The organism is Paenibacillus sp. FSL H8-0034 (genome assembly GCF_038000305.1).
GTDB lineage: Bacteria > Bacillota > Bacilli > Paenibacillales > NBRC-103111 > Paenibacillus_S.
The window spans coordinates 3,448,729-3,467,857 of sequence record NZ_JBBOBS010000001.1 but is presented as its reverse complement, the minus strand read 5'-3'; the positions used below and the strand labels follow the sequence as shown (position 1 = coordinate 3,467,857).

The following is a 19,129-nucleotide window of genomic DNA, read 5'->3' as shown; positions in this document are numbered from 1 at the left end:
AAAGGTTATGAAAGTTTAGGAGGATCGAAATGTTTAATAAATTAGTTATGATTGGTATTTTGGCTGGAATGACATTAATTACGGCTGCCTGCGGGGCGAAGCCGGCTCCAATTGAAACCAAGGCTACTGTGGAGGAGCCAAAACAGGTCGCGGCTGCACCCGTTGTTGAGGAACAAAAACCGGAGGTTAAGGAAGCTGTACCGCCAGCGAAGGAAACACCAAAAGCGGTTCAATTTAAGATTGCAGAGGATAAGAAAAACGAGAAGCAAAATGGACGCTATATTCGTGTAACTACCAATTCGACCTCAGAATCCGATTTCAAAGATATTATCAATCAAGTAAAGGCGGATTCCAAAGCTTATGATGCCGTTTGGTTAAATATACATGATACCAGTGCAAGCCCTTTTGGTAAAAACATAGCTACGGCCAGATTTCCTATAACTCAAAAAGGGATCGCGTTGGTGGGTGCCAAAAATAAAGATGATGTCATCATGGAATCGAAATCGGTGACTGGAGCAAAAACACCCGCTGAACCTAAGAAACAAGACAACCCCGCTCCGGCTGTTGCTAACAAAGGCTGGGAAAGCGATGTGGATGAAATCGCAAAATCCAAAAAAACCGAAACCGAAAAGTTTGACGAAATTTCAAAATTGGCAAGAATTTATCAACCGAGCCAACAAGAATTACAAGTTTTCGAATCGTTCATCGTAGCCGAATTTAAAAACGGCAAATATTTAAAGGATATAAAAAACCACAAATATATGCTGAGCAATGTTTTTCGAGCTACGGTGGTAGAGAGACAATATGATGATATAGAAAAGCAGCCCATCGATGCATTCGCCTTGGACTTTTTACAAAATACCAAGAACACTTATCGTGGTGAGGCAGTGAGCAGCGCTTCTGTTAAATCCAATGAAGAACAGATGAAAAAAACGTTAGCCCAAATAAAATAAAAATAACACCTTAATACTATTCATATTAACATTATAGGAATGATATGTTATGATTTCTTAAGATTTACATCAACCCAAGGGAGTGTGTCATATGCCGATTACCACATTTAAAGCGACAGCACATTTACAAGAAGGCGTAGTTGTCAAAGTGCGTTCCAGAGATTTTGAATTTATAATCGATGAACCCAAAAGCTTAGGCGGAACAGACACTGGTATGAACCCTGTTGAAGCGGTGCTTGGGGCATTGGGAGCATGCCAATCCATCGTGGCCAGAGTATACGCCAAAAAGTTTAATATTCGTCTTGATGATTTTTGGGTGGAGGTTGAAGGAGACCTCGACTTGGACGGCTTTTTCAAAAAGTCTGACGTTCGTCCCGGTTATTCCGATATTCGTTATAACTTTCATATCAAAACCGATGCTCCCAAAGAGCAGGTTGAAGAGTTTGTCCAGTTTTTGGAACAGACCTGCCCAGTTGGAGACACCATTGCAAATCACGTCAATCTTAAATTAAACGGCATTATCATTGAAAACTAAACTTAGCTTACTGCATGTCCTACATAAAAATATAACCCCTTCACTGCAAGGGGTTTTCGCATTCTCAACAGTCTATTCAAATATGCCAAATAGCCAAATCAGCTCAATGGTCAAAATTTGGTCAACAACATGTAAGGTATGTTATCTGGGCCACTTTCATAACACCCATCTTCACCTCAATCACTCCCTCATTTGATGAAGCAGCGTCTTGACGTACTCTCCCAGCTTGATGCTGATTCTCGACTTCACTACATCGCGCATAACGGAAAACGGATACTCATAGCCACGGCAAAGATATTTATAGTGCAGGTCATCATCCGGGCGAATATCTTCAAACACCCTGATTTTCCTAGCCTTCAATTCATTTTTATTTTTGACCATTTCGCCATGAATACGATTCATGAGAATTTGCGTGGCCGCTATGTAATATCTGCGAAGCATGTTGGTTGACACTTCAAACTCTTTGCCGTTCCGCTCTATCATGGTAAGCATCATAGGCAGCAAAATCGAATTGAGTATCATTTCATGCTCCTCCTCCGTCGGCTTTTGCACCTGCTTTATTTCCGGCTCGGGATTTTGTCGCGCAATCAAGGCTTCCTTGTGCTGCGGCAGCATCATCCGTGAAGACTCCCAGCGACCGTTACCTTCCAGTTTTTTGCTCATTTGTAGTGCCCTCCGATTTTAAGAGCTCTGTGCTGTGCTTGACCTGCTTTAGTTGCTGATGAAGCTCTGATAATAGCCGCGCTGCCGAATCTGTCCTTGATGAAATCAGTAGCTTTCTCCAGTGCCCGCAGCCTTTCCTGATCCTCGAATAAGGTGAGCTGGTATTCTTCATCTTTCACCAGTCCGCTTATCGTCACCCCTGCTCTACGAACCGGCATCCCATCCCAGAAGCGATAAAACAGGCTGCGTGCGGCTTCGTAAACTTTGTTCGTATTGTTCGTAGGGTCGGGTAATGTCGTTTGGCGCGAAAATCCTGTCGGTGCGTCAAACGGACTGCACATACACCCAACCGTAACTGTCGAGCCCATATATTGCTTACGCCGCGCATCACGGCATATTTCTTCCGTCAGCTCAAGCAGGATCGTATCGATCTCTTCCTCCGCAGCGTAATCGCGCGGTAAAGTCATCATATGACCTACAGATTTGGGGGCTACACGGTGAGTGCTTGGCGTTACCAGACTGCTATCGATCCCATTCGCCGTTTGCCACAGCAACTCTGCATGGATATCGGCATTTTTGCCAAATCTAGTTTTTAACAAGCTTTGCAGCTTCGGTAAAGGCGTTTGGGCCAGGTCCCCGATAGAGTGTATGCCCAGCCGAAAAAAATGCTTTTTCATCCGACTCCCTACACCGAACATTTTTTCAATAGGCAGTTCCCACAAATCTTTCGCTAGGTTTGCTTTGTCTATGCTGTAGATCCCTTCCAGATTCTTTTTGGCGTAGTTGTCACAGGCCTAGACTATTAAAAAATGTACAATATTCTATGTACAAAAATTGAATCTCTTAATAGCAAATAAGATAAGGACTTAGATTATTATTAATGAGTCATTAAGTATTTTCCTTGTACATAATTGTTGGAATACAAATACTTCTTGTGCACAAAAATAAATATATATATATTAATATGGGCTATTGTTTATTTGAGATGAGATGAGGTTGTAGAATATTGGATAGCGTTATTGTATCTTTTTCGCATGTTCATAATAATGATATAAATGACTATACTTTTCATGTTGATGTTGCATATGTAACTGTTCCTTTTAGTAAAAAAAAAGAAGTGAGAAAACATGCTGTTTTAATGCTTAAGAATAAAGCAACAGGTATATCGATAATACACCCCTTAACTGCTTTTATTCATTGGAGGTGGAAATACAAAGAATACAATACTCAACGTCTTCATGGGGTTCATTTAGCACAATTTTTAAATTACATATTAATTGAACACAGACATAAATATAATTTGGATTCCCTGTCTAAACTTCTGTTTGCTCACGGAACTGATTTTTTAAACTCATTATTAATAAACAATAAATATAACAACAGTGTTAAGAACATCGAACGAACCTTGGTGGCGTTCTATAGTTTTTTAGCAGGAAAAAATTGTTTGTCTAATTACGCTCCTATAGATTTCGAAGTTAAGGAGAGTTTACGGCCTAACATAAAAAAATACATTGTTTCTCCTTTTAATCCTATGTATTCAAAGGAATATGGCCTTGAGGCAAATAGAGATAGGAAAGCAATTGAACATACGTTGCCAGACAAATATATATTTCCATTTATTAAAGTTGCCATATCATTATCGCCTTCTATTGCTTTTGCTATTTATTTATCTATATTTGGTGGTCTAAGAGCTGGGGAAATTGTGAATATACGACATTCCGATATTACTCCCTATGGAGATCGTAATTGTAAAGATGGCCTTAAAGTCTTGTTAAGAACCAATAATTTGAGAACGGATATAAAGGATTCGTCTGGCACATCAAGAGTGAAAAGGGAAAGACATCAGTTTGTTTTTTCTGTTAAGGGTGCTCTACCAGAACTTTTCAAACAACATATCAACTATTTGCAAAAACGTCTTGGGCCGAATGGATGGAAAAACGATGACCCTATTTTTATCAATCGTGATCGAAAGGCTTTAACAGGACAGTCCCTAAGATATTCATTTGATAAAGTTAAAGAAACTTTCTTACAGATGTTATCTCAATCTCAAAATCCAGATGATATTATCACCGCCATTAATTTAAAATCTACAAGGTGGTCCTTTCACATAGGACGTGGTACTTTTACCAACCTATTAGCAAAAGTAGCTAAAAACCCATACGAGATTGCTTTACCTAGAGGAGATAAAAGCATACTTTCAGCTTTAACTTATATGGCAGATACGGAGGAAATGAGAAAGACCATCGAGTCATTATTGGACGATATTTATAAAGGCTCTGATTCAATAAACAATATCAAGAAAGGGCATAATAATGAAATTATACACTAGAGCAGAAGCTGCTTTAAGGTTAGATATTCCTATAACAAAATTAGCATGTTGGTTTGAGAGTTCCTTCAACGTTTTAGAGGAAGTATCCGGGGTAACTTTAGAGAAGAAAGACAGAATTTGGCTCATTCCTGAAAATGTACTAGAAGCATATGAAGAATTTACTCATTCCCACATAATTAATAGCGAGGCTGCTAAGTTATTAGGTTTAACAACATCCATTATACAAAAAAGAGCTGCTAAAGGCGAATATCTAACATCTAGAAAGATTGGACGCAGTTACTACATCCATAAAGATGAAATCGCTTCTATAAAACCACTTAAAGAAACGAATGGCTATATAAGAATAACTGAAGCAATTCACGAATTAAATGTACACAGGTGTACTGTCATAGATGCAATAAATAAAAATAAACTGGATGGTTTTCTTCAACAAAATATTTGGTATGTCTGTAGAAAATCTGTAATTGAATACAAAGAAAAATATTTAGGAATTGAAAACATTCAAGACTACTATTCAATTGGTGAAGCGTCTGAAGTCCTAGGAATTTCAGATAACCGATTAAGACTCATGATTAGAAGTGACAAAGTAGATATCACTGCTAAAAAGTATAAGCTAAAAAACACTTACTATCTACTTAAAGAAGACGTATTAAAACTCAAACAATTTTACGATGATATTCCGAAAAATTTCTACACAGTAAAACAAGCAGCTGATCAATACAATCTTAAAATAAGCTATGTAAGCACAGCTTTCAATAAATTAGAAGGCGTGAAGTGGGTTATCTTAGTTCGACAATGGGAAAAAATAGTTCCCAAGGATATTTTTGATATTTTCTTCGCTACTACAGATACATACAGGGTCAAATCTATCAAAGACCCCATTCAAATATTTAAAAATGTAATCGATACTAGTGAAGTACCTCATTATTTAACTCAGACCACTGATTTATTTCAAGAGTTTGTTGATATTAAACAGAATACCTCTCGTGCAAATAACAACGTCCAGAGAATGTTTGCTCGCGAATATGGTTTTTTATTCAATCTATTGATTACTTTGAGTAAAGAACTTCATTTACACAGTGACAACGAAATTAAATGGTTACTTCAAACAACAGACAATTCGAATTTAAAAAAAAATTTAATTAATTTTTTAAATTATATTCAAGAACGCTGCAGTACTTCTTTTGTAGAACAGTATAATCAGTCTACTATAAAAAGAAAAAATCATACTGATAATAACATTTACACCCTTAAAGAGTTTATCGACTTAGAGAACTACGTAAAAAATATTGAACTACACATTGATAAAGCCGTGGAAAATAGAAAGTATGCTGTTTTATGGCTCTATGTTTCACTTCACTTAACAAATGCTTGGAGATCGTCAGATTTTTTAAGCTTACCTTCCATTCGGATCGACATGATTGAAGGAAATAATTTTAACTGGTTTTCTAGTGGCAATCGACTAAATTCTCAGCATGCTCTGCATATTGTGAATCAATTTGCTTCAAAAAGGCTACGAATTTCCAAAACAGGAGCACTGAATCGATTTCTGGTCAACAATGACATGCTACTTCCTATAGCCACAATGATTATTCTTTGCGAAATACATCGTATTGCAGAAAATGATTCATTACTATTATGTTCTAGTACAGATTTTTTTAGAGGAATGTTTCCCGTTTTTTTTTCTGAATTCCCTTTTAAGTTCAGTAGTATGAAAATGAATCGGTCTTTTATAACTTATTTATTCCATAAAGCAAATGAAAGCTCCGAACATGTAGCTTTGTCATTAGATTTTGCTCAACAAACGCGAAGACATAAGCGTAAAGATTCGACTGCTGTATATGTTCAAGCCACCAATCAAGATGGACCAATAGGAAATCTTACAGAGAATTTGTGTAATCGAGGCCATTTTGGTTACTTGTATAATTTACTAATTAATAGATTACAATCCTTTAGCAATAATAAAAATATTGAGTCTATAGAGGATCACACTTTGAGAATCCAAGAATTCAGAGACAAGTTTATTCCTCATGATTTAGAGGTAGTTGGGGAATTCTTAAAAATGATATTTGAGGAGCACGAATCCCTGGCTGTAAGGATAGCTTTGATGCCTGAAGAAGAGGTCCGACACGTAATTTCTAAAATATATCAAGATAAAATGCCTGGACATACTGAACATGCTCAATGTTTTACGTATCCTAATTGTATCAACACTACTGCACTTACATGTATTGGTTGTCCTAACATGATACCAAAAAATCACTTACTCATTAGTGTAAGTACTGAACTGCAGAACCGAGTAGCCGCTTTATTAAATACGAAAAAAATCAATGTAGCCAAAAGAGAAATGTCTTGGATTCAAAAGTTACTGTTCGTTTTACAAGAAGCTTCAAATACCATCGGCAAAGCATATGTTCAAGGATTTATTGAATTCGAAAAAGTTCTAGACGATGTATCCATCGCATTCGAACATTTTAATCAACTCAATTCAGAATACATATAATCGAGGTGACTTATTGTCTATTAAACAAGGCTATATTAAAAAGGAGTTTATAACGAACATTGATTCATACCATTTTGCTGAATCTATTTCTACTGTTGTGTTTGATATAAAAGATTATACCACCTATTTGAACAGTTTTTACCTATTACAAGATTCTAGAAAGGTGAATTGTAAATTTGAAGACGATGCATGGATCTTGTATTCACATAATCTTTCTAATACCAAACTTTTATTTGATTTAGACATGTATCCAGATATGAAATTAATTTTAAAATGTTATACTGTTTTGGGAATATCTGAAGGTTTGGATTCTAAATATGTTCAATTTAGACTAAGACACTTGAAAGGGCTTATTCTTCACACACAGAGTTTCAAACCAGAAAACACTATTGAAAAACTTGAGTCTTGGCTGTTAGCAAAGTCCAAATCAGTATTGTCTAAACTCGGTCATGTGGTTTCTCAATTTATACAATTTATTAATTGCAAACATAAATCAGAGCTTTTGGAAATTTGCGAACGTTTCTGTCTGACTGTCAATTTTATTCGAACCCTGCCGAATTTTAAACATACTTTATCTTTTGATTATATTATCAATGATTTTTCAAAAAAATGGAATTATTACGAAAGGATAATATTTTATCCTTTACTTCTATGGTGGAGAATTACCCTGGTGATTCCGATGAGAGTGATTGAATTTTGTTCACTCTCTAGCGAATGCGCATTTATGGATAATAATAAATACTATCTTAAGATACCAAGAAAAAAAATTAGAGCCCGTGGTTCTAAACTAGACATTGAAGATACACTGCAAATTAATAAAGAACTCTACGAATTGATTATGGATTATAAACTCGTAATTCAACCATATGATTCAACACAGTACTTGCTATCTTATGAGGCTTATTGTGAATCGAAGCGCGTTAAAAATCATGCTAAAAAAATTAAAATAAACAAAGAAAGTTTCACGTCACAACAACTACATCTTTTGATCACTCATTTTTATGATGATATTGTAAATAAAAAGTATAACTATACTAATCTTGAACGAATAAATCCTATGGATACCAGACATTTTGCATTTTGTAATATGATGCTACAAGGATTCAACATGCTTACAATTGCAGTAGTTGGAGGTCATAGCACTCTTGATGCTCAAATGCATTATTTCAGTCATTTGGAACATTTGAGTCAATCTTCAATACAATATTGGGTAGACCAATTCACTAGATTTTCAGTAGTTTCACAAAATACAAATAATCCGTTGCTAGATGGATCCGAACGTCTAATGAGAGCTAAAAGTACTTTAATGCATTTTAACGAAAAAGAATTATCATTACTACCAGAAATGGAATTTGGTTATTGCACCTTTGACCCAACGCGTTGTCCTGTTGGAGACTGTAGACATTGTGAGCATCTATATGTCCCACCAAGCCAGTTTAATGCCGAAGTCATTGTATGGCTAACGGATGAATCAAAACGCCTAGAGACCCGCATTAAAGAACAACTAGAGTTAATGAAAGCTATTACCCTCAACATGAAGTATAATTTTAGAACTTTTGAAAGTGATCCTCTCTCTCAATCTGAACTAAGCTACTTGGCTACCAATTCCCGAAAACTTCGTGAGCAAAAAGCGCGGACTGATACCAAACTCAACATCATTAATACGATACAAGGAGTAGGTTATGAAAAACAACAAAGTAGGTAAACCAAAAAAGCATACTACTGAACTACTTGATAACCTCTTACTTAAATATATTGAGGATAACCCGAACATGGCTATAACTTTTATCGAGCTTGAAAAAGCAACAGGTGTAGGAAGAAATACGTGGTCTAGAAATATGAAAGAAAAGATTCAGAAATTAAATAGTCCTATATATACACTGGTTGCACAAGACGACAAGATACTCCCTCTTCCTAATATGACTGAATTAGTAAAGAATAATTATGGCAATCAACATAAATTAATTCAGGCTTTACAGCAAGTTAATAACAGCATTCAAAGTATGTACGTTCAGGCTGGATCGGCTACACTAAGCTGGACAGAAAAAATAAGGGCTTGTAGAATAAACCTATCATACTAAGGAGCGGATCTCTACAATGCCTAAACAACAACGACGCACGTTTACAACGGAATTCAAAAAGCAAATGGTGCAGCTCTATGAAAATGGAAAAACCAGAGCAGCGATTGTGGAGGAATATGACCTCACAGCATCTGCTTTAGACCGCTGGATCCACCAATCCCAGACAACAGGCTCCTTCAAAGAGAAGGACAATCGCTCGGCAGAAGAAGAGGAATTGATGGCTTTGCGAAAAGAAAACCAGCGTCTGAAAATGGAGGTGGATATTTTAAAGCAAGCCGCGCTGATCATGGGACGAAAGTAGCTATCATCCAGAACAACCGTGATAAATACTCGGTATCAGCACTGTGCGACGTCCTGCAAATCGCAAGAAGTACATTTTATTATGACGCCCAAGAACGAGCCACTGAAGATGATGTCACCGAAGCTATTGTGGATATCTTTCTCAAGAACCGAAAAGCCTACGGTACACGCAAGATCAAAGTGAAGCTTTACGAGCGCGGGTTCATCGTCTCCAGACGCCGCATTGGCCGCATCATGAAAGAGCAAGGGCTCGTTTCCACTTACACGGTGGCACAATATAAGCCCCATAAATCGTCCTGTAACGAAGCGACAACGACCAATGTTCTAAAGAGAGAGTTTGAGCAAACGGAAGCTAAACGCTTTGTCGTCAGTGATTTGACGTATGTGAAAGTCCAGAACCGATGGCATTACATTTGTGTGCTAGTAGATCTGTTTAATCGCGAAATTATTGGTCATAGTGCAGGTCCGAACAAGGACGCTGTCCTGATTACCCGTGCCTTCGCAACCGTTAAGAGTGATCTACGCCAGATTCAATGGTTTCATACCGACCGTGGCAGCGAGTTCAAAAATCAAAAGATGGATGAGCTCTTAGAGACGTTTGAAATCGGTCGATCGCTAAGTATGAAAGGCTGTCCTTACGACAACGCTGTGGCTGAAGCCACTTACAAGATCATGAAAACAGAGTTTGTGAACCAGATGAACTTCCAGAGCCTTCGCCATCTGGAATTGGAATTATACGATTACGTCAACTGGTTCAACAAGCATCGCATCCATGGAACCTTAGACTATATGACGCCTGTTCAATATCGACAAGAAGCCCTTAAAAAAGTTGTCTGATTTACTGTTGACAATCCAGGCAAAGCAATCTGTAGAGTTGAAGCAAGAAAACAACATACTAGAATCAAAAGTACAGGAATTAATGGACAAAAGCAAAAAAGACCAACAAACTATCCGCTTATTACAAGAGCAGGTAAAACATTTCAGTCAGGCTTATCGGGATATTGCAGTTACTTCTTCTTACCCTGATTCCGAAATGAATAATGTGTTTGAATTTAAAAAAGACGATAAAAAAAATCAAGATAAAATCACTGCTGATTTAATCAAACAATTTGACATGTTTAAACCTAAGATATAGCTGTTAGGAATTCAACATTTAGTATTAAATAATGCAAGTCCACTGTCCGAAGAAAATAAAGTTGTAGACCGACATCAAAAGGCAACTTATTTCCGTTAATTTTATTAATCTATACCATTGCCATTTAGAAGGAGAACGAAGGAGAGTGTGAGAGATTTGTTAAGAGACTTAGAGCAACTTATCGTTTCAATTAAGGACTATGAGATTCGGATGTATATGGCTGAAGCCTTGAAGTGCTATCACGCTGGATCTTATCGAGCTTGTGTTATCCTAAGCTTCGTGGCTGGAATGTATGATTTGAAGGCCAAGGTTGATACTCTAGCGAGTTCACACAATGAAGCGAATAAGCTAAACAAACAAATTAATGAACTAATTGAAAAACAAAACAGCTATGAACAAAATTTGATTGATGGGGCTTTTGATGTAGGTATTGTTTCTCCCCATGATCACAAGACTCTCAATGGTTACAAGGATACAAGAAACTCATGTGCGCATCCTGGAGGACATTTATCTAGTCCAGAAGAAGCAAGGAATGTGTTTACGGGGATTTATGATATCCTACTTTCCAAGCCTCCCAAAATTGGGTTCAAGTATAAGGAAGAACTTATAGAAAAACTGAAAGATGCTTACTTTTTTCCAGAGAAGATTATGATTCCAGACGTAGCGGAGAAGCATTTTTCAATGATTCATACTTCCGCTTTACCAACTATTTGCCATGAGCTTGTGAAAGTGATTGCAAATCCGGATGCAAATAGCAAGCAGAGATCGAATGCCGCTCGTTTATTGGCCGGATTTACTTTATTTACCGATGATGATACAAATATTAAGATACAAGGGTACTTGTCACAACTAATAGAATATTCCGAACCATTTACCTATGTTATTGAGCTTTTAGAAAGCAACGTTAATGTGCTGAAGTTAATTCATGTAACGGATCAGCAAAAGGTGATCGTTAGATTAAAGCATGCAACCTTAAGCATGGATACGGCAGAGTTGATTTATAAGATCGTTCTTTCACAAGTAATCGACGAAAAGGAGACGCTTAATTTATGGGATATGGTTCTCTTGCATTGGAAAATTGGGCCTCATTTTGTTTACTTAAAGACATCCAGCACTGATCATGAAGATAGAAGGGTTCTAAACTTAATGATATCTGGAATTTCCCGAATCATTAAACAATTGAACAGAAACAATATTGATCATGCTAGCTACTTTTGGAGCTGGAAAGATCCTGTTGAAAACCTTCATTCCGTTGATTTAGATAGAGTTTTTACTGAGAAGAATATCGAATTTATCGAGAGCAAAGATTTTGATTGCTCATATCATGGCACATGTATCATGGAGAGTTTTAGTTCAGATTTCGCAGAACGGGTTCCTGACGATATTAAGAATAGGTATGTGTTGGCTATATTAATTGCCACTCGTAGAAAGGTAACTGCTGCAGAAAAAGTTTTTAACCAAGGATTTAAGAAACGGAAGGATTTTATGGAAGCTTTTTCATCGTATATTAAGTCTAACAACCTTCAAAATGTATTAGACAAAGTTAATGATATTGAACTTTTAATTCAATTCTTTATAAACACGCAACAATTAGACGTGCTTCAAGAATGTTTATCTCAAATGAGACCTGAAAATGGTTATAAGATTGCAAAAATTACAGATACAATTTACGACCTCGAGAAGAAAGATATATTGAAGGAAACACGCCAAAAACTCAAAGAATTTGTTCCCTATGAAACAGAATAAGTCATTTGTATCGTCTATAAATCCTGCGGAAACCGAGTCATCTCTATAGAGAAATACCAATAAACTCCATTACGAAGCTGCTGAGGAACGAGTTTAGGCAACTTCATTAAGCTAGTACATCCACTATGAAAAAGAATACATCAATCAGATTTAGCCTGCTGGTTGCATTCATTGAAACTGCTTCCTCCAGAGCCAAGGACATAAAGGACATCATCAAACATAAGAAGCCCAGGTCATTGCCCAGAGCTTCTTATGTTTGTTATTTAGACATGACTCAAGAGAATCAATACTTTTTTCAATCTTAAATTAACATTTGATCCTTTAATTCCTCAGCTAATTTCTTCGAGCCACTCAACCCTTTTACATACTTTAACGGGCCGTCCGTGGACCATTCAACAGATAATTTATTAACATATTTTATGATTGCTGATATATCTGCTTGTTTTTTGTTATCCCTTAAAGCAGCGGCTAAAACATAGCTTCCAGCAATGGATAAAGCATCAATGGAAACGATATGAGTTACCCGGTAACTTTTGTAATCTTTCCATTCAAAAAGAAATTTATCACGTAGAGCATTATAGTAAGTAAGAGCTAAGGTAAGCTGTTCTTCTTTAGGCAAGCTGTTTATGCTTTCGTTTTTCAATAAATAGTTCAGCGTCCTATATAAATTCTGCAGTGTTACATGTCTTCCTTTACTTCGTTTTCCTATAATACTTCCTATCAAGTTAAAAGGGCTATCTCTTCTCGTCATCATTTCTGTTGCCATCCAACTAATATCATCCGAATCGCGGCGTAGAAATTTACTTAAAGATGTGCCTATACCCTTTGCTTTTGTATTAATTGTATCAAATAGTTTGATTTCCTCGTCTTCATCCAGGCTATGAAAGGCAAGAAACGGAATGTTGATATCAGAATTCGTTTCACGCACATATTTTTCTATTCCACCCACCCGATGTTGACCGTCCATTAATGAAGCTCTACCTTTGCAGAGCAATCGACCGTAGGATGGGCGTTGCCTATCATAGCTAGAGAATTCCCAATTAGCTCCTGCATTTAATAAAATAGGTGTAAATAAAGCCTCTTCACCTTTTGATAAGTAATGGGCAAAGTCTGCACATCTTTTAGCATCAACGGGTCGCTGATAACCCTTTCCAGAGGGATGATCAAATGGTTTGACATATATCAGATTTACTCCAACAGAAGCAGAAAAATAACTTTGATATGCAACCCTCCCTCGCATTTTGCACTGGAGAACATTTTCAATAACATACTGTTGTGGAAGAGTACTCATGCTTTCGGCTCCTTGATAGTTAGTATACAGCAATAATAGATCTTATAAGATATAAAATCAAATGGATATATATGCTATAGCTATCTACAATTTAACCCCTGACTACCCTACTCTGGAAAAGAGGTGAGTCAGGTTGTCCAAAATTTCAAAACATGTTGGAATTCAAATAAGGAATTTCCGAAAAAACAGGGGACTTACACAGGAACAGCTAGGAGAGCTTGTTCACTTGCCACAGTCATATATTGGTGGCATTGAACGTGGAGAAAAAAATATTTCATTGGAAACGCTGGAAAGAATCATTGAAACACTTCGAATAGATCCAAGTGACTTGTTTAGTGGCTATAATTTTACTGATTCGCAGTATGAGAAATCTAAATTACTGGATTCCATACATGTTTTTCTTGAATCATGCTCGCATAAAGAATTAATTTTAATTAAAAAATTGATACAAGTTGTGGTTACCGAAGATAATTCAGAAAATAAAAAATAAAGGAATTTTTAAAATTCATACAATGGGCTTATTTAATTTTCATGATTCAATTACAATAAACTCTTATAAATCAAAAGAGCCGCGGCTTAAGCGGCCCCCTAATATATCCATTGTTTTGATTGCCAAAATGGGTTTGACTGAGCTTCTAAACTTTGACCGCCTGATACCGCGGCAATGGAATAATTTATGTAGCTATAAATAGGCTTAGAGGCGTCCTTTACTCATTGCATAATTTATCTTATACATCTTTTATATCTAATTTTAGTTCAGATAAAAATTCGGATTGTTCCATCATTTTCCCTTGTGAAAAGCGTGGATAAGTAAGATATAAATTAGATTTTGCTCTTGTTATTGCTACATAGATTAGTCTTCGTTCTTCTTCTAATGTTGAAATTGGGTCCGCCATTTCTTGACTAATTCTCATCGCTTCATTACTAATAGAACTCAAAGGTTCAGCCCTAGATGATGGTAATCCTCCTTGATAACAACCAATTATGAATACATTTTCAAATGCCAGTCCTTTACTCTTGTGTATTGTTAACAGATACAAAGCATTTAATTTTCCATTAAAATAGCTTTCTAAATCTATAGCCATTTTTTCTTTTTTTGCTATTAACTCGTTGTAGTAATCAGACAATTTCCTCAAAGTATTATTTTGTTTAATTACTTCTCTTATCCATTCTATTTCTTCTATCTCTAAATTCTTTTTTAATTTCGGAAAACCTAAAAGACAGTCAAGTATTTTTTGAAGGTCCATTTCTCCATCGTGTATCGATTTTGTAAGTAAATCTAAATATTTATTTACATATGTAGTGTCATTAAATGGTTTTGTATTTACTTTTATATAATTTACTATCTCATTACAAATTTCCGCGTTACTTTGATTATGATTGATAAAAGGTGATCCAACGCTGATAGGGTCAAAAAAGTAGGAATATGCTAGATTGTTAGAAATATCTATCCAAGCTTGAATGCTTCCGGAAGGAGATTTCATTAGTTTTATCCAAGTCTGATAAATATTATAAAAGTCATCTATATTAAAAACACCTAATAAATCATTTTCTTCTTCTATTACGAATGGTATTTTTTTGTTTGTTAAGAACATAAGTATTCCAGTTATTTGATTTTTCGATCGATATATTACTACACTTGAAGTTAGATTAGGAAATATACCTTCTTTTTCCTCATTAATATATGGTTTTCCATGATGACCAAGTTCTAATGATTGCCCAATAATCCAATCTGCCTCACTGCTTGAATCTTTACATTTTACCCAATATAAATCATTTTCGTCGTTGCTAAATGAATCCATTTTCTTATCAATTCTATCATCTTCGTTATTTCTAATTATTCTATTGCCTGCTTGAACAATATTTCTTGTGGATCTGTAATTTTTCATAAGACTGATAGTCTCTGTTTCGTACTCATCTGAGAATGTTTTAATAAATTTGGGAGATGATCCACGAAATGCGTATATACTTTGATCGTCATCCCCTACAATTATTAATTTTGTTCCATCTAAATTAGGCGGGCAAATCAATTCTATAATTTTCATTTGGAGTGGGTTCGTATCTTGAAATTCATCAATAAATAAATAATCAAATTTTCTTCTTATTACCTCTAAAACATCTGGAAAAGAAAGCATTGCATAATAAAGATTCAGAAGATAATCATCAAAGGTTGGTATTCGTTCTTTCTTTTTTATTTCCGATAAATCACTCATCATTTTGTTGAATCTTTCAGATAAGGGTGGGTCTTGAATTTTATCGTCCTTATTAAAGTGTAACTCAATAAAAGAAATCATTTCATCATGAACGTATCCCATGTTGTTCCAATATGATACTCGACTCGCTATAGTTTTCCCATTTAGTTTATCAAAATCAAAAAGCTTGTTTTCTTTTATTAGTCTTCTAGCTGTTACATTGTACTTTTTAGTTTTTACGTCTGAAATTCTTTCACTAATTCCAAACTCTTTCAAGTATGGGTATTGAATTTCTAATGTTTTATAAATATCATTAAAGATTTTATGGAAGGTACCAATTGCAATTTTAGATTTTTTTCCACTTTTATAACCCATGAATTCATGTAATCTACTAGACATCTCCTTTGATGCCTTATTAGTAAAAGTTATCATTCCAATTTTTGATTCATCTACCTTCTTAATTAGACTTAGATATGCTGCTTTTGCACAAATAGTTTCAGTTTTACCACTACCTGCTCCAGCTATGATTCGTAGATTCTTTTCCATTTCATATCTAATAGCTTGTACTTGAAAATTATTGAAAGGATTTTTTTTTATTTTTTCTATTTCTTCAAAGAAAGTTGCATCTTTATCATAAGGTGAAATAGAACCATGTTCGGTTGGTTGTGGATTCTCTACTAGCAAACCATAGCAATTATTATAGTCAATCAATTTATTTTTAAATTCAAATAATGTCAATTCATATAATGTGTTTGTTTCAGATACTTTTTTATTTGTTTCTGTTAAATTAAACATTTCTTGTTTCAAAGTTGAATTTTCTAACCCTGTTTTATTATTTCTATCGTTTAATACTTCATAACTTTCAGCAAGTTGATCATATTTTTGGAGGAAATTTTTTTTTTCGTTTGACATCTGTTTAATATTGAGTTGAAGCAATTCAATCTCTTTACTCGCGCCTGTTACCATCCTGAAAAACTTATTTATAATATTTAAGTCTTTATTATTCATAAAAATACCTCTCTCTTCTAACATACCGACATATTGTAACGCTGCATCCCTTCTGTCATATGATCACAACAGTATAATAAGCTTGGATAACAAAGGGAAGTGTCAAAAGTAGTTCATGTAACTCGTCGCCACGATCCGCGTCGACTGAGCGATGCTGGCCATCCATAAATGAATTTTTGGATGAATCAAATAAGTATAATTAAAAAGGAAAAAGAGTTTATCTCCAAGATTGCAAGGTATTCCAGAAATAATATAACGATTCCTCACCTATTGGAAAGGGCCCGTATTTCGTTGCATTATATATTGGTATGTATTGATGAGGAATAAATTCATTATCGATATGTATTATACCTTTATTCAAAATACAGACCAAATTAACTAAATTTCGCGGATTTTCAATCAAAATATCATTAAGATTATCGGAGAGCGATTTCAAACTACATTTATCAAGATCGTAAGCAAAAATAGCTGTAAATGGCTTTCGAGGTGAATCAATAATATTTCTTGGTTCTGGACAAATGTCAATTGACGCCAGAATATTATTTATACCTTCAATCAACTTATTTTTGTTTATTTTTGACTTCACTTCGATTATTGCCATAACTGACTCAGCCTGGATTATTTTAATATTAGGATCTCCCAAGCTAAATCCCCTTGTTTCATTTGCATTATATAAAATTATATCAACTTGTTTACTTCTTCCTAGATCTGAAACGATCTCTCCGGATGTTACTCCGTAAATAGGGGGTAGTGTTTCTTGTAGAAACCTTTTGAGAATCGTTTCGCGTGTTGTTCCTTTAGAAACGTTGTGCTTCTGAGATCCGCTCGATATATATTCTTCAGCTAACTGTCTTGACTTACTTACAAAAATTTCTTTCATAGATGCCCTCCAAGATTCATTCAGTTTGATTTGTATCTACGATCTATACGACACAATGCTATGCCCAGTTTTTGCTGGCCGCTGTCGACGGCATACAGATCGCTCCGTTCCACATCCAGAAGAATCAGAAATATTATTGGGAATTAATATAGCTTTAAACTGAATAATAGAGTAGTACTACATTGTGACTTGAATCTTCCAAATACTGATTTCGGATATCAGACCGCGTGGAAGACATTGCTGTCCCATCAACAACAGCTCACTTTCTGATACTTCCGAACCTGTGGAATAACCTTAACGATCAAACAGACCCAATCATTTTTCTTATTTCTGCCGCAGCTGTTCTTGATTCAAAGTCCCGAATTATTTTATAGACTGTAGATTCAGCTAAACCAATTTGAAGGGCGATTTGTTCGACCTTGAGAGGAGTTTTATATTCACCCCATGCAAACCGCATCCGGATAATTGTTTGGTTTCTCTCACTAAGCTTTTTAAGATAGGGTTCAACATGATGAATCTTTAGCAGTTTTTTCACTAAACTGGATTCACGTGTGATTGTTACAATGGTGTCAAAGGCATGTTCTGATGATAAGTAACGGATGGAATACATTCCAGAGCGGTACTCAATAAGAGTCGATTGCTTATAGTCTTTTTCACTTAGTCTATCCAAAATAGAATCCATCATCATTTTATCGGGACTGATTCCATGAACTTCTCTTTTCTTTCCCTCTGTGCTCAAAAATACTTTGTTAGGCGAAAAAATTAGTGAGGATCCATCCATTTCGTCAGGTTCATGCAAATATTGATCTATAACATCCGTCAGTTCAAGGAACACTTCTTCTAAATTCAATTGGTCGATGGTTCTTAACTTACGTACTATAAGATTATCTTGGGATGCTTTAACCAAGAGGAAATCACCAGTTTTCACATCGAAGATCTCACGGATATGTTCAGATAAGGTCACCTGATGTTTATCTTTTACTAAAAGTACATCAAAAGCTTGGTTTTTAATCATTAGAATCCCCCTATACACTTTATAGCAATAAATTTATCAGGTATTGATAATAATATCAATGATAATTCTAACTTTTTATTATTATTATTTTATTTAAATACAATTAATGTTTGTAAAATGCATACGGTTTATCGCTACTAAAGGTTTTTAACTTGTGATCACCTAGATGCGATCTATTGAAGTTATATTGCTTCTAAACTTTTTGTAAATAAGATTTCCGAAATTACTTTTCCCTTTCATACCCACAGGGCCTTGTAGAAATTTGTCCGTTTTTAACTATCTTATACGTGACCGTTTATACCTCATCGATAATGAAAGCAGAGTTAGCCCCACATCCCAATTCTTTTTTTATAGACATCTATGTGATACAGGCTATCTTTTTAATTGTGATATTGGAATTCCCTTTATTTTTTTCTTCATTATTTTCCATTATTCGCTATAATTATTATACTTTTAAAGGATTATTTTAAATAGTGTAGAAATACTCTTATATCAAAA

At 35.3% G+C, this 19,129-nt stretch carries 15 protein-coding genes and 1 pseudogene; 10 read left to right on the top strand and 6 right to left on the bottom strand.

From position 1 onward, the window contains the following. The first annotated feature begins 29 nt into the window (after positions 1 to 29). Entirely contained in the window at positions 30 to 953 is a 924-nt protein-coding gene (locus NST47_RS15545; RefSeq protein WP_341155938.1) for a hypothetical protein, read from the top strand. Positions 954 to 1,044: 91 nt separating this feature from the next. Continuing rightward, on the top strand, positions 1,045 to 1,488 hold the full coding sequence (locus NST47_RS15540) for an OsmC family protein (protein ID WP_341155937.1): 444 nt from the start codon (positions 1,045 to 1,047) through the stop codon (positions 1,486 to 1,488). Positions 1,489 to 1,668: 180 nt separating this feature from the next. Here the strand turns inward: NST47_RS15540 and NST47_RS15535 are convergent, their stop codons facing one another. Then, the gene (locus NST47_RS15535; protein WP_341155936.1) at positions 1,669 to 2,151 is read right to left on the bottom strand and encodes a hypothetical protein; all 483 of its coding nucleotides are present in this window, start codon (positions 2,149 to 2,151) and stop codon (positions 1,669 to 1,671) included. Then, positions 2,148 to 2,945, bottom strand: a pseudogene (locus NST47_RS15530) (DinB/UmuC family translesion DNA polymerase); the annotation flags it as partial. The pseudogene NST47_RS15530 and the gene NST47_RS15535, both read right to left, overlap by 4 nt. Before the next feature lie 212 nt (positions 2,946 to 3,157). Between NST47_RS15530 and NST47_RS15525 the strand changes: the two are divergent. The 7 genes from NST47_RS15525 (at position 3,158) to NST47_RS15495 (ending at position 12,245) form a co-directional block, all read left to right on the top strand. Continuing rightward, positions 3,158 to 4,480: a site-specific integrase gene (locus NST47_RS15525; protein ID WP_341155935.1), complete on the top strand. Its 1,323-nt coding sequence runs from the start codon at positions 3,158 to 3,160 to the stop codon at positions 4,478 to 4,480. After that, positions 4,464 to 6,983: a helix-turn-helix domain-containing protein gene (locus tag NST47_RS15520; RefSeq protein WP_341155934.1), complete on the top strand. Its 2,520-nt coding sequence runs from the start codon at positions 4,464 to 4,466 to the stop codon at positions 6,981 to 6,983. Before NST47_RS15525 ends, NST47_RS15520 begins: the two co-directional genes overlap by 17 nt. A 13-nt stretch (positions 6,984 to 6,996) precedes the next feature. Beyond that, complete coding sequence (locus NST47_RS15515) at positions 6,997 to 8,688, top strand: hypothetical protein (RefSeq protein ID WP_341155933.1); 1,692 nt, start codon at positions 6,997 to 6,999, stop codon at positions 8,686 to 8,688. Next, the gene (locus NST47_RS15510) at positions 8,666 to 9,064 is read left to right on the top strand and encodes a hypothetical protein (protein ID WP_341155932.1); all 399 of its coding nucleotides are present in this window, start codon (positions 8,666 to 8,668) and stop codon (positions 9,062 to 9,064) included. The genes NST47_RS15515 and NST47_RS15510 overlap by 23 nt, the downstream gene beginning before the upstream one ends. A 16-nt stretch (positions 9,065 to 9,080) precedes the next feature. Next, positions 9,081 to 10,201, top strand: a protein-coding gene (locus NST47_RS15505) for an IS3 family transposase (protein WP_341155931.1) whose coding sequence is annotated in 2 segments (ribosomal slippage) — positions 9,081 to 9,330 and positions 9,330 to 10,201 — 1,122 coding nt in all. Because the reading frame shifts where the segments join, the coding sequence is not laid out codon by codon here. Next, the gene (locus NST47_RS15500) at positions 10,194 to 10,499 is read left to right on the top strand and encodes a hypothetical protein (RefSeq protein ID WP_341155930.1); all 306 of its coding nucleotides are present in this window, start codon (positions 10,194 to 10,196) and stop codon (positions 10,497 to 10,499) included. Before NST47_RS15505 ends, NST47_RS15500 begins: the two co-directional genes overlap by 8 nt. 147 nt (positions 10,500 to 10,646) lie before the next feature. Continuing rightward, entirely contained in the window at positions 10,647 to 12,245 is a 1,599-nt protein-coding gene (locus tag NST47_RS15495) for a hypothetical protein (protein WP_341155929.1), read from the top strand. A 301-nt stretch (positions 12,246 to 12,546) separates the two neighbouring features. On the opposite strand, the gene NST47_RS15490 is transcribed toward NST47_RS15495, so the two are convergent. Continuing rightward, positions 12,547 to 13,536 carry a DGQHR domain-containing protein gene (locus NST47_RS15490; protein WP_341155928.1) on the bottom strand — a complete coding sequence of 330 codons (990 nt, stop codon included), beginning with the start codon at positions 13,534 to 13,536 and terminating at the stop codon, positions 12,547 to 12,549. Positions 13,537 to 13,669: 133 nt separating this feature from the next. Between NST47_RS15490 and NST47_RS15485 the strand changes: the two genes are divergently transcribed. Then, positions 13,670 to 14,026 (top strand): helix-turn-helix domain-containing protein, encoded by a 357-nt coding sequence (locus NST47_RS15485; protein WP_341155927.1) that lies wholly within the window; start codon positions 13,670 to 13,672, stop codon positions 14,024 to 14,026. A 238-nt stretch (positions 14,027 to 14,264) separates the two neighbouring features. Here the strand turns inward: NST47_RS15485 and NST47_RS15480 are convergent, their stop codons facing one another. From NST47_RS15480 to NST47_RS15470, 3 genes are all read right to left on the bottom strand, one after another. Next, positions 14,265 to 16,736, bottom strand: coding sequence for an ATP-dependent helicase (locus tag NST47_RS15480; RefSeq protein ID WP_341155926.1), 2,472 nt, complete (start codon positions 16,734 to 16,736; stop codon positions 14,265 to 14,267). A 217-nt stretch (positions 16,737 to 16,953) separates the two neighbouring features. Next, a complete protein-coding gene (locus NST47_RS15475) occupies positions 16,954 to 17,616 on the bottom strand; it encodes a DUF6602 domain-containing protein (protein ID WP_341155925.1) in 663 nt (220 codons plus the stop codon). 301 nt (positions 17,617 to 17,917) lie between these two features. Beyond that, complete coding sequence (locus tag NST47_RS15470) at positions 17,918 to 18,631, bottom strand: hypothetical protein (protein ID WP_341155924.1); 714 nt, start codon at positions 18,629 to 18,631, stop codon at positions 17,918 to 17,920. Positions 18,632 to 19,129 lie beyond the last annotated feature (498 nt).